Here is a 12,765-nt window from a genome sequence, read left to right as displayed (position 1 = left end):
CAAGATGTCCTCGCTTCGGCTTTGGAACGTGCGCCGCGTCGATGCCGCCCTGGCGCAGACAGGCGTGTTCACGCCCTTCGCACCGGGTGCCGACCGCAAGGGCTGGGCAGCCATCGCTGCGCGGGTGGGAGAGGAAAACGTCGCCTTGCTCCGGGTGCGGGCAGGCGAGGACGCGACTGCGCCGATTCCCGCGCTGCCAGCGAGCCTCTATCTCGATTTCCAGCGCACCGGCCGGCGCGAACCCTATGAGGACGCCCAGCGGCGGCGGCGCAGCATGCTCTACCGCCTCGTTCTCGCCGAGTGCCTGACATGGGAGGGAAGCTTCCTCGACGCGATCTGCGATATCCTCTCGGCGCGGCTGGAGGAGACCAACTGGGCCTGGCCTGCCCACGCCCGCACCCTCGATGCGCCCGACCGCCCAACCCTCGATCTCGCCGCCGCGATGACGGCGCTGGATCTGGCCGAGGTCGACTATCTCATCGGCAACCGGCTGGACGAGAACCTGCGCGCGCGCATCCGCAGCGAGGTCGACCGGCGTGCCGTATCGCCATTCCTCCACCGGCACGACCATTGGTGGCTGCATTCGACGCCGGACAGGCCGGTGAACAACTGGACCGCTGTGTGTGTGGCCGGCTCAGCGGGGGCGGCCTGCTATCTGGAGCCGGACCGGGCGCGTCTGGCCGAGATCATCGCCCGCGCCATGGCCTCGCTCGCCGACTATCTCGATACTTTCGATGCGCGCGGCGGCTCCACGGAAGGGCCCGATTACTGGAGCTACGGCTTCGGCAATTTCGTCGCCCTCGCCCATCTCGTGGAGGTGCGCACCGGTGGCGCCGTGCGCCTCCTGGAGGACCTTTTCGTGCGCGAGATCGCCCAGTTTCCGTTGCGTACGATACTTGCACCCGGGCAATGGGCGAGCTTCTCCGATTCCGACCTTCAGGCCACCTTCCATCCCGGCCTGCTCGCCTATCTGGCGGAGCGCCTCGCCCTGCCCGATCTGGCGCAGATGGGCGTTGCCAACGACTTTACCGTCGATCACTTCAACCAGTTCGCCTGGCCGCTTCGGCAATATCTCTGGCCGCTGCCGGATGGTGCAACGCATTTCGGCGGCGGTGCGCACGACTGGTTTCCCGATATGGCGTGGATGATCTCGCGCCTCGATCCCGCCGACCCGGCTTCCCTCAAGGTGGCCGTCAAGGGCGGCCACAACGCGGAGATGCACAACCAGAACGACGTCGGCTCGCTGATCGTCATGACACGCGGCCGTGCCGTGGTCACCGATCCGGGGCGCGGGCGCTATTCGAAGGCGTATTTCGGGGCCGAGCGCTACGAGAACCTGATGACCTCATCGCGCGGGCATTCCGTGCCGGTGGTCGACGGGCATCTCCAGCAGCCCGGCATGGCCTTCGCGGCGCGCGTGGTCGAGCACCGCCACGATGCCACCGGTGACCGCCTGCTCCTCGACATGACCGCCGCTTATCCCGTCGAGGCGGGGCTCGCCTCGCTGCACAGGACGCTGGAGGTCGACCGCCGCATGCCAGGCGGGGAGGTCACGCTCACCGACGATTTCGTCTTCGAGGACGGGGGCCGATCTTTCGAGAGCGTGCTGGTGACCACCGGCGACGCAGAGATCCGCGGCGGCACCGTCGTCATGCGCGCGGGGGAAGGGGGTCTGGAGGTGTCCTTCGACCCGGAAAGCGTGTCGGTACGGCTGGAGCGGCATCGCGATGTGGAAAAGCAATATGCGCCCTCCGTCGACCTGACCCGCGTCATCTTCGCTCTCGCGAAACCGCAGAAAGCCGGACGGATTTCTCTCCTCATGCGACCGCTCGGCTGAAAAGCCGAATGAGATAAGCCGCTTGCGCATAATTGCGCAAAAAACGCAAATTACCGGAAAATTGTTGCCTGAGCGCAAATTTGTGCTAGCCTTGAGAGCGTTACCGAGGAGAGGCCGCTTGCAAGCGGCCGGATGGGAGGAGAAGTTTAATGCTCAAGCGCATTCCGCACCCAGATGCCCATGTCCGGGCAGCCCGTTCAAGCAAGGTCTTGGCGGCGCTACTATCGGGCCTCATGCTTTCCGCCGCACCCGCTCTCGCCTTCGAGCAGGCGCCCATGCTCGACGAGCGTGTCGAAAGTGGCGACCTTCCGCCGGTGGACGAGCGCCTGCCGAAGAACCCGCTGGTGGTCGAGCCGGTCGAGAGCGTCGGCAAATATGGCGGCGTCTGGCGCATGGGCATGCGCGGCGGCGACGACAACGGCCTCATCGCCAAGACCGCGGCCTATGAAGGGCTCGTGCGCTATGATCACAAATGGGAGAAGGTCGTCCCCAACCTCGCCGAGTCCTGGGAGATCAACGACGACGCGACGGAATACACCTTCAAGCTACGCGAAGGGCTGAAATGGTCCGATGGTCAGCCGATGACCTCCGAGGACATCGCCTTCGCCGTCGAGATGTTCCAGAACCCGGAATATCCCGCCAACAGCAACTGGATCGATATCAAGGACAATCCGGTCAAGGTGGAGGTGGTCGACGACTTCACCTTCAAGTTCATCTTCGACAAGCCCAACGGCACGCTGATGGACACGCTTGCCACCATCAATGGCACCCAGGTGCTTACCATTCCCAAGCACTATTGCAGCCAGTTCAGCCCCGACCACAATCCCGACGCCGACAAGATGGCGAAGGCGGAGGGGCATCAGAACTGGACGTTCCTGATGCAGCAGAAATGCGCCTGGGGCTGGGAATCCCAGCGTTGGACCAATCCGGAACTGCCCGTCATGTATGCCTGGCGCGTCACGGAGCCGCTTACCGGCGATGCCGCGCGCGTGGTCTGGGAGCGCAATCCCTATTATTTCAAGGTCGACGCGGAGGGCAACCAGCTTCCCTATATTGACGGGCTCGATATGCGGGTCAGCCGGAGCCTGGAAGAGCTGACGCTGCTCGCGCTCAACGGCGAGATCGATTTCCAGGACCGCCACATCGCCACCAACGCCAATCAGGCGGTGTTCTATGACGGGCAGGAGAAGGGCGATTATCACCTGGGCAAGGTGATCCAGTCGGTCTCTTCGTCGCTCGTGCTGCAGCTCAACTTCAACCATGACGACCCGGTGAAGCGGGCGCTGTTCCAGAACAAGGACTTCCGCATCGGCCTGTCGCACGCCATCGACCGGCAGGAGATCATCGACGTGGTCTTCATCGGCCAAGGCGAGCCCTTCCAGGTCGCGCCGCGCCCCGAATCTCCCTTCTATGACGAGGAGATGGCCAAGCAGTACACGGAGTTCGATCCGGAGAAGGCCGTCGAGCACCTGGAGGCCGCCGGCCTGACCGAGATGAACGGCGACGGCATCCGCCTGATGAGTGACGGGCGCCCCGCGCGCATCGTGGTCGACGTGATCGCCGCCTTGAGGCCCGAATGGATCGACATGCTGGAACTGATGCAGCTCCAGCTTGCCGAGGTCGGCGTTGACATCGAAATCAACAACATCGACCGCACGCTCTTCTATGACAAGCGCCCGAGCAACGACTACGACGCCCAGGTCTGGGCCGGCGACGGCGGCCTCGATGTCATGCAGGAGCCGCGCTACTATTTCCCGTCGGGCGAGGAATCGGTGTGGGCCTACAAGTGGCAGGCCTGGTACACCGGCGCCAACCAGCAAATCGCCGAGGAGCCCGCCGACTGGGCCAAGGAGCAGATGGCGCTCTATGACGAGCTCAAGGGGGAGGGCGATGCCGACCGGCGGGCCGAGCTGATGCGCGAGATTCTCGCCATCGCCAAGGAGAATTTCCCGGTGATCGGCGTTAGCCTCATGCCGGACGGCTACTACATCGCCAAGAACAATCTGAAGAATGTTGCTCCGTCCATGATCAACGCATGGCTCTTCCCCGAGCCCGCCGGCTACGATGCCACGCAGTGGTATTTCGAATGATCATGCGTTCCGCTTCGCGCCGGCTCTCCGGCGCGGAGCACCGGCTGCGGCCGGATCCTGAGTGGCGGCGGGGGCTTGGTCCTCCTCCCGGCTCTCGCCGCCCTCGGCACCCCTTGATCTCAACAAACGGAGTCCGCTCCAATGCTCCGCTTTCTCGTCGGCCGGCTGATCTCGATCGTGCTGACCGTCTGGGCCATCTCCTTCGTGGCCTTCGCCATTATACAGCTGCCGCCGGGCGATTACCTGACCGCCTATATGGCCGAGCTCAGTGCCCAGGGCGAGCGCGTCTCCCCGGCAGAGCTCGAGGCGCTGCGCCGACAATACTCTCTCGGCGATCCTTTCCTCGTCCAGTATTGGAAATGGATTTCGGGCATCCTCGCGCATGGCGATTTCGGTAGCAGCTTTGAATGGAAGCGGCCGGTGACGGAGCTGATCTGGGGCCGGCTTGGTAATTCCATCCTGCTCGAGGGCCTGGCCGTGCTCGTCATGTGGCTGGTCGCGCTGCCCATCGGCATCTATGCGGCCGTGCGCAAATATTCCCTCGGCGACTATCTGGCCACCGTGTTCGGCTTTCTCGGCCTTGCCGTGCCGAACTTCCTCTTCGCCCTGGTGCTGATGTATCTCACCTATGTCTGGTTTGGCACGACGCTCGGCGGCCTGTTCTCGCCGGCGTTCGAGCGCGCCCACTGGAGCCTGCCACGGCTTTGGGATTTCCTTACCTATGCCTGGGCGCCGATCATCGTGCTTGCCACCGCCGGCACGGCTCAGCTCATTCGCATCATGCGCGCCAATCTGCTCGACGAGCTGAAGAAACCCTACGTCACCACCGCACGCTCCAAGGGCTTGCCCGAGTGGAAGGTGATCGTCAAATATCCGGTGCGCGTCGCGCTCAACCCGCTGGTCTCGACCATCGGCTGGCTTCTGCCGACGCTGGTCTCCTCCTCGGTCATCGTCTCGGTGGTGATGAACCTGCCGACGGCCGGCCCGCTTCTCCTGCGCTCGCTCACCAGCCAGGATATGTATCTGGCCGGCACCATCATCATGCTCTTGGGCGTGCTCACCGTCATCGGCACGCTGATCTCCGATCTGATCCTGGCCTGGCTCGACCCACGCATCCGCCACGGAGGCGCCCGATGACCGCCGAAGCCTTGACAGAGGATACAGCGCCACCGGAGATCAAGCGTTCGCAGGAGTCCCAGGCGGCGCTCATGTGGCGGCGCTTCCGCCAGCACCGGCTTGCGGTGTGGAGCCTGTGGATCGTCGGCCTCTTCTATTTCATTGCGCTCTTCGCCGAGTTTCTGGCCCCCTTCGAGCCGTCCGCCTACAACCCGCGCTACACCTATGCCGCACCGCAAGGCATCCACTTCACCGATAGGGATGAGGAGGGGAACTGGACCTTCCGGCCCTTCGTCTACGGTTACAAGTCCGAGATCGATCCGGCCGCGCTGCGTCGCACCTTCGTCGTCGACCGCGACGTCAAGCATCCAATCAATTTCTTCGTCGAGGCGGAGCCGTACCGGCTCCTCGGCATCATCCCCATGGACGTCAAGCTGTTCGGAACAACCGAGCGGCGGGCGCCCCTCTATATCCTCGGCGCCGACCGGCTGGGGCGCGACCTTCTGAGCCGCCTCATCCACGGCACGCGCATCTCGCTCTCCATCGGCCTCATCGGCGTGGTACTGAGCCTCGTCTTCGGCGTCATCATCGGCGGCTTCTCCGGCTATTATGGCGGCTGGTTCGACAGTGTCGTCCAGCGCGTCATCGAGTTCATCCGCTCGCTTCCCACGATTCCGCTGTGGCTGGGGCTTGCCGCTGCATTGCCGCGCGACTGGTCATCGCTGCAGACCTATTTCGCAATCACCGTCATCCTTTCGCTCGTCGGCTGGACGGAGCTCGCGCGTGTGGTTCGTGGGCGCTTCCTGGCGCTGCGCACGGAGGATTTCGTCACCGCCGCAAGGCTCGACGGAGCCAGCGACTGGCGCGTGATCACCCGTCACATGGTGCCGAACTTCATGAGCCATATCATCGCGGCGGCCACCCTCGCGATTCCCGGCATGATCCTGGCGGAGACGGCGCTTTCCTTCCTCGGTCTCGGCCTGCAGGCGCCTATCGTCAGCTGGGGTACACTGCTTCAGGAGGCGCAGAACATCCGCACGCTCGCCAGTGCGCCATGGCTGCTCCTGCCCGGTGTCGCCGTGGTGGTGGCCATCCTCGCCCTCAACTTCCTTGGAGACGGACTTCGCGATGCCGCAGACCCCTATGGCCGATAGGCCGCTTCTCAAGATCGAGGACGTCGAGATCGCCTTCTCGTCCCCGGACGAGGCGGACATCGTCGCCGTGCGCCAGGTGGACCTCGCGCTCAGCCCCGGCAAGACGCTATGCCTTGTCGGCGAAAGCGGCTGCGGAAAGTCCGTCACGGCGCGGGCCGTCCTGCACCTCAACGACCAGAATGCCGTCATCGGCCGCGGCCGCATCCTCTTTTCCCCGCCGGGCGAAGAGACCGTCGACATCGCCGCCCTCAAATCCGACAGCCTGGCCCTGCGCAAAATCCGCGGCAATCAGATCGCCATGATCTTTCAGGAGCCGATGAGCTCCCTGTCGCCGGTTCACACGGTCGGCGACCAGATCGACGAGATGATCACGCTGCACGAGGGACTGAAGCCGAGGGAAGCGCGCGAGCGCACGGTGAGCCTTCTCGACCAGGTGGGCGTTCCCGGCCCACACGAGCGCGCCAACTCCTATCCCTTCCAGCTCTCCGGCGGCTTGCGCCAGCGCGCCATGATCGCCATGGCGCTCGCTTGCAAGCCGGCGCTGCTGATCGCCGACGAACCGACCACCGCCCTCGACATGACCACCCAGGCGCAGATCCTCGATCTCCTCAAGGAACTACAGGAGGACTACGGCATGGCCATGCTCTTCATCACCCACGACCTCGGTGTGGTGGCGGAGATCGCCGACGAGGTGGCGGTGATGTATCTGGGCGACGTGGTGGAACAGGGAGACGTCTTCGACGTCTTCCGCGCTCCGCGCCATCCCTATACGCAGGCACTGATGCGGTCGATCCCGACCATCGCCCGCAAGAAGGAGCGCCAGCGTCTGTCGCCGATCAAGGGCACCGTGCCCTCGGCGAAGGACCGGCCCGAGGGCTGCTCCTTCACGAGCCGTTGCCCCTACGCCTTCGAGCCGTGCGCCGGCACGAAGCCCGATCGTACGCCCGTCGGCAATCACGTGGCGCGCTGCCATCTCCTCACCGAGGGCGCCCGGAAGGCGGAGGTACCGGCATGACAGCGCTTCTCTCGGTCGAGAACGTTTCCAAGACCTTCTCCTTCCGCAGCGGCTGGTTCGGCCCGCTCACCACGCTCGACGCGCTCTGCGACGTCACGCTCTCGGTGGCCCCCGGCGAAACGCTGGCCGTGGTCGGCGAGAGCGGCTGCGGCAAGACCACGCTCGGGCGCTCGATCGTACGGGCACAGCCAGTGACGGCGGGCAAGGTGACCTACCGTCCCCCGGGCCACGACCCGGTGGAGCTGACGGCGCTCGACAAGCGAACTATGAAACCCTGGCGGCGCGACATCCGCATGATCTTCCAGGATCCGATGAGCTCGCTCAATCCGCATATGCGGGTGTTCGATATCGTCGCCGAGCCGCTGCGTATCCACCGTCTCGCCAAGGGTCACGAGCTGGAGGAGCGCGTTGCCAGCGTGCTCGAAAAGGTCGGTATTCCGTCCGACGCCATGGGGCGCTACCCGCACGCCTTCTCCGGCGGCCAGCGCCAGCGCATCGGCATCGCCCGTGCCCTAGTGCTCGACCCCAAGCTTGTCATCGCCGACGAGGCCGTGTCGGCCCTCGACGTCTCCATTCAGGCGCAGGTGTTGAACCTGCTTGAAGACCTGAAGGACGAGTTCGGCCTCACCTACATCTTCATCAGCCACGATCTCGGTGTCGTGAACTACATCGCCGACCGTGTCGTGGTCATGTATCTCGGCCACGTGGTGGAGAACGCGCCCACGGAAGCGCTGTTCGAGCGCCCGCGCCATCCCTATACGGAAGTGCTGCTCGAGGCGTTACCGATTGCCGACCCCACCCGCCGGGTGCGCCGCGCCAAGACCGTGCGTGGCGAGATCCCCTATCTCGGCAGCCGCCCTCCCGGCTGTCCCTTCCACACCCGTTGCCGTTTCGCCGAAGACCGCTGTCGCGCGGAGAGGCCGGCGCTACGCAAGGTCGGCGAGGCGGAGGTGGCCTGTCACTTTGCCGAGACGCTGGAACTGAAGGGCGCCTACGAGCAAACGCCCGCCACAAGGACCTTTGCCAAAGCATGACCTACGACCCCTCACGCGCCAATCCGCTCGCCGGCAACCCGCTGAAGATCCGCGCCGATGTCGAAAAGGCGCTGCACGACCTGTTCAATCCGTTGCTGCCGTTCTTCTCCGAAGGCGGCGCCCGCGTGCGCCTCACTGCTGCTGCCGCGCATTTCGACCGTATCGCAGCGGATGTCGAAGGCTTCGCCCGCCCGCTCTGGGGGCTTGCTCCACTGGCCGCCGGTGGTGGTCGTTTCGACCGCTGGGCACTCTATCGCGAAGGCCTTGCCAACGGCATGGACCCCGACCACCCCGAATACTGGGGCGAGGTGAACGACAGGGACCAGCGCATGGTCGAGATGGCGGCAATCGGCTTCACGCTGAAGATGGTGCCCCATCTCGTCTGGGAGCCGCTCCCCGAGCGGGCGAAGAAGAACGTCGCCGCCTATCTGACGCATATCCGCCGCTTCGACTATGCCGACAACAACTGGAAGTTCTTCCGCATCCTCGTCGATCTCGGGCTGGAAGAGGTGGGCGTCGGCTTCGACCGCGAGCTGACGGAAAGATACCTCGAGGAACTTGACGGCTTCTATCTCGGCGACGGCTGGTACCGCGATGGGAATGTGCGCCGCATCGACCATTACATCCCCTTCGCCATGCACTTCTACGGCCTGATCTATGCCAGGCTTGCCAAGGGCGACGGGGAACGCACCGCCCGCTACCGCGCGCGGGCCGAACAATTCGCCCGCGATATCCGCCACTGGTACGACGAGGACGGCGGGGCGCTCGCCTTTGGCCGCAGCCTCATCTACCGCTTCGCCTGCGCCGGCATCTGGGGCGCGTATGCCTTCGCCGATCTGGAGGCGCTGCCCTGGGCCGAGATCAAGGGCCACTACATGCGCCACCTGCGCTGGTGGGCACGGCATCCCATAGCCGACCGCGACGGCGTGCTGTCGGTCGGCTATGGCTATCCGAACCTTCTTATGAGCGAAAACTACAACTCCGCCGGCTCCCCCTATTGGGCGCTGAAGGCTTTCCTCCCCCTGGCTCTACCCGAGAGCCACCCGTTTTGGCAGGCGGAGGAGGCCCCTGCCGTTACCCCACGGGAGCCGGTGCCGCTCAAGCATCCGGGCATGGTGATGATGCACACGCCCGGCAATGTGGTGGCGCTTTCTTCAGGCCAGCAGAACTACCAGATGCGCTTCGGTGCCGAGAAATACGCCAAGTTTGCCTATTCCTCGCGCTACGGCTTCTCGGTCGAGAGCGATGAGCGCGCCTATGCCAACGCCGCCTTCGACGGCATGATCGGCCTTTCCGACAATGGCCGGCATTACCGCGTGCGCGAAAGCAATGAGGCGGCGCTGATCGCCGGCGATACCCTCTACGGCAAATGGAAGCCATGGGGTGATGTGACGGTCGAAACCTGGCTGGTGCCGGCCAATCCCTGGCATATCCGCGTTCACCGAATTGAAACGCCGCGGCCGCTCCATGCCACCGAGGGCGGCTTCGCCATCGCCCGCGCCGATCTCGACGCCGATACCCGCGAGGAGGGCGAGGGCAGGGCGCTCGCCCACTCCACCACGGACCTGAGTGTCATCCTCGATCTTTCGGAGGGGGCAAAGCGGGCCGGACGTGCGCACCGCGCGATGCCCAACACCAATCTGATTTCCGCCAAGACCATCGTGCCGCAGTTGCGGGGGGAGATACCTGCCGGCACCACCCTGCTCGTGACGGCAGCCATGGCGCTGCCTGCGGGCGGTGACACCAAGGCCGCACTCGCCAGTCCACCCCCACCGCCCGACCTCGCCGCGCTCGAACGCCTTTTCGCCAGCGAGGGCATCGAAGTCAGCGCCATCCAGGTGCCGGAGAGATTTTGATGCGGCCAAAACTCGTCTTCGCCATGGCGCCGAGCAGGACGCGACACGTCTTCGACGAGCGTCTGCTCGCCCGGCTCGGCCAAAGCTGCGATATCCTCTCCACGGCACCGCTGGAGGAATTCTCCAGCAATGCCGCGCGCGATCTCCTGCGGCAGACGGAAATCCTGGTGACCGGCTGGGGCTGCCCCTTCGTTTCGCCCGAGGTGCTGGCGGCAATGCCGGATCTCCGCCTCGTCGCCCACGCCGCGGGCACCGTCAAATATACGCTCGACCCCGCCGTCTTCGAGGCCGGCGTCGCCGTCACCCACGCGGCGGAAGCCAACGCCGTACCGGTCGCCGAATTCACGCTCGCCGCCATCATCTTTGCAAACAAGCGCATCTTCGGCCTGCGCGATCTCTACCGCGCCGACCCTTCCCGCCGCTCCGTCTGGGATCTGATGGATGAGCCGATCGGCAATTATCGTCGCACCGTCGGCCTCGTCGGCGCTTCGCGTATCGGGCGCAAGGTGGCCGCCCTCCTCGGGTTGCTGGAGGTCGAGGTTCTCCTGGCCGATCCCTATGTCGATGGCACTGACCCCGTCGCCCGCCTCGCCGAGATCACCAATCTCGACGACCTCCTCGCCCGCGCCGACATCGTCTCCCTCCACGCCCCCTCGCTTGCCACCACCCACCAGATGATCGGCGCGCGCGAATTGAAGCTGATGCGAGACGGTGCCACCTTCATCAATACGGCGCGCGGCGCGCTGGTCGACGAGGCCGCCCTTCTCGCGGAACTCGAAACCGGCCGCATCCAGGCGGTGGTCGATGTCACGGACCCGGAGATCCCGCCACCCGGCTCTGCCTTCTACACGCTCCCCAACGTCTTCCTCACGCCGCACGTGGCGGGCGCGGCCGGGCTTGAGCGTCTGCGGCTCGGCCAGATGGCCGTCGAGGAGATCGAGCGCTTCGTCGCCGGCGAACCGCTTCTCTACGCGATCGAGCCGCATATCCTGGAGCGGCTGGCATGAGTGAGGCCGAGTGTGTTCGGAGCGAAGTGGCGGAGGGGCACGAGGCGCGCCTGCAATTCCTCACCTGGGAGCGCACGCCGGCTGATATCGATAGCCCCGCCCACCGCGCCCGCAAGAAAAGGCTTGTGCGCGACGCCGGCGCCAGCATCGCCGACACGGCTTATGTGGCGGTCGAGGCGCGCATCTTCACTGATCGCCTTGTCCTCGGAGAGCACGCCTGGATCGCCGGCCATGCCCTGGTGCGCGGCGATGTCAAATTCGGCGCCCATTGCACGGTCAATCCCTATGCCTGCATCTCCGGCAAGGTCGTCTGCGGCGATGGCGTGCGCATCGCCTCCCTCGTCTCCATCGTCGGCTTCAACCACGGCTTCGACGATCCCGACCGCCCGATCCATACGCAACCGCACGAGACGCTGGGTATCATCATCGAGGACGATGTTTGGATCGGCGCCAATGCTGTCATCGTCGACGGCGTCACGGTCCGTCGTGGCGCGGTGATTGCCGCCGGTGCGGTGGTGACGAAGGACGTGCCGGAAATGGCCGTCGTCGCCGGCGTTCCGGCAAAGGTCGTGCGCCGCCGCGGCGATCCTGCCGTCCGCTCCCGCCGCGGCGCGGTGGAGACGGCCCTTGAAAAGATAGGACGTACCGCCGCTACCGAATGGCCGGCGGTGCTGGCGAAGTACCGTACCGCCGAAGGCTACCTCTCGCCGGAGGCCGACGGTACCGCGCGCATGAGCATGCGGCACTTGTGCGATGCCATCGAGATCGCCGCCGGCTTCGACGCACTGCCGGAGCATCTCGACGCCGGCAAGACCATCGAGCGCCTCCAGTCCGTGCAGGATCCGGCCACTGGCCTTTTCCCCGACCCCTATCGTCCGCCGGAGCCGGGCAGGGCCCTGCGCGACGATGGGCTTGCGCTCTACAACGTCCTTGCTGTCGGCTATGCGCTTGAAGTGCTAGGCGCCAGGCCCCTCCACCCCGTCTCCGCAGTCGAGATCGATGCCTCTGCGCTGTGCGCCTGGCTCGAAGGTCTGCCGTGGAAGACGAACGCGTGGTCTGCCGGCGCCCATGTCGACGCCATAGCCACCGCGCTCTATTTCAACGCCCGTTATTTCACCACCGGCCGTGCCCGCGAGGTGCTGTTCGGCTGGTTGGCGATGAACGTCGACCGCGCCACCGGTCTGTGGGGCAGCGCAACCGCTGCTGACGGCCTCCTGCAACCCGTCAACGGCTTCTACCGCCTCACGCGCGGAGCCCACGCTCAGTTCGGACTGCCGGTGCCGTGGCCGGAGGCGGCGATCGAGTCGGTCTTGGCGAACCATCGCAATCATGGCGGTTTCTCCGGCCCGGCCTACACAGCCTGCAATCTGCTCGACACCATCCATCCGCTCGGGCTCTGTCTCAAGCAGACCGATCACCGCCGCGGAGAAGCCGAAGCGATCGCCGAGGCCGTCATCCTGGGTGCACCGGAGCGCTGGCGGCCAGGCGAGGGCTTCGCCTTCGCGGACGGCCAGCCGGGCAGCCTGCAAGGTACGGAGATGTGGCTGTCGGTGCTGCATCTTGCCGCCGACCTCCTGGGCCTCGCGGAGGCCTTCCCCTTCGTGCCGAAGGGCGTGCACCGCACGCGCCCTGTCGGCCTTGGACTATAGGAACCCG

9 protein-coding genes are annotated in these 12,765 nt (G+C 65.4%); all 9 read left to right on the top strand.

The genetic code is table 11. The features are described from left to right. The first annotated feature begins 4 nt into the window (after nt 1-4). The 9 genes from GPJ75_RS08790 (at nt 5) to GPJ75_RS08750 (ending at nt 12,758) form a co-directional block, all read left to right on the top strand. Nucleotides 5-1,837: a heparinase II/III domain-containing protein gene (locus tag GPJ75_RS08790; RefSeq protein ID WP_163267210.1), complete on the top strand. Its 1,833-nt coding sequence runs from the start codon at nt 5-7 to the stop codon at nt 1,835-1,837. Nucleotides 1,838-1,986: 149 nt separating this feature from the next. After that, on the top strand, nt 1,987-3,927 hold the full coding sequence (locus tag GPJ75_RS08785) for an ABC transporter substrate-binding protein (protein ID WP_163267208.1): 1,941 nt from the start codon (nt 1,987-1,989) through the stop codon (nt 3,925-3,927). A gap of 141 nt (nt 3,928-4,068) precedes the next feature. Next, on the top strand, nt 4,069-5,064 hold the full coding sequence (locus tag GPJ75_RS08780) for an ABC transporter permease (RefSeq protein ID WP_159590262.1): 996 nt from the start codon (nt 4,069-4,071) through the stop codon (nt 5,062-5,064). Next, nucleotides 5,061-6,197: an ABC transporter permease gene (locus GPJ75_RS08775; protein WP_163267206.1), complete on the top strand. Its 1,137-nt coding sequence runs from the start codon at nt 5,061-5,063 to the stop codon at nt 6,195-6,197. Before GPJ75_RS08780 ends, GPJ75_RS08775 begins: the two co-directional genes overlap by 4 nt. Further along, nucleotides 6,187-7,212: an ABC transporter ATP-binding protein gene (locus GPJ75_RS08770; RefSeq protein WP_163267746.1), complete on the top strand. Its 1,026-nt coding sequence runs from the start codon at nt 6,187-6,189 to the stop codon at nt 7,210-7,212. The genes GPJ75_RS08775 and GPJ75_RS08770 overlap by 11 nt, the downstream gene beginning before the upstream one ends. Continuing rightward, the gene (locus tag GPJ75_RS08765) at nt 7,209-8,246 is read left to right on the top strand and encodes an ABC transporter ATP-binding protein (RefSeq protein WP_163267204.1); all 1,038 of its coding nucleotides are present in this window, start codon (nt 7,209-7,211) and stop codon (nt 8,244-8,246) included. The genes GPJ75_RS08770 and GPJ75_RS08765 overlap by 4 nt, the downstream gene beginning before the upstream one ends. Continuing rightward, the gene (locus GPJ75_RS08760) at nt 8,243-10,102 is read left to right on the top strand and encodes a DUF2264 domain-containing protein (protein ID WP_163267202.1); all 1,860 of its coding nucleotides are present in this window, start codon (nt 8,243-8,245) and stop codon (nt 10,100-10,102) included. The genes GPJ75_RS08765 and GPJ75_RS08760 overlap by 4 nt, the downstream gene beginning before the upstream one ends. Further along, nucleotides 10,099-11,109, top strand: a complete 1,011-nt coding sequence (locus GPJ75_RS08755) for a hydroxyacid dehydrogenase (protein WP_163267200.1) — start codon at nt 10,099-10,101, stop codon at nt 11,107-11,109. The genes GPJ75_RS08760 and GPJ75_RS08755 overlap by 4 nt, the downstream gene beginning before the upstream one ends. After that, a complete protein-coding gene (locus GPJ75_RS08750) occupies nt 11,106-12,758 on the top strand; it encodes an acyltransferase (RefSeq protein ID WP_163267198.1) in 1,653 nt (550 codons plus the stop codon). The genes GPJ75_RS08755 and GPJ75_RS08750 overlap by 4 nt, the downstream gene beginning before the upstream one ends. Nucleotides 12,759-12,765 lie beyond the last annotated feature (7 nt).

This window comes from Chelativorans alearensis (assembly GCF_010993735.1).
GTDB classification, from domain to species: domain Bacteria; phylum Pseudomonadota; class Alphaproteobacteria; order Rhizobiales; family Rhizobiaceae; genus Chelativorans; species Chelativorans alearense.
Note: the sequence above shows the minus strand (reverse complement) of the source record. Positions and strands in the feature narration are given on the sequence as shown.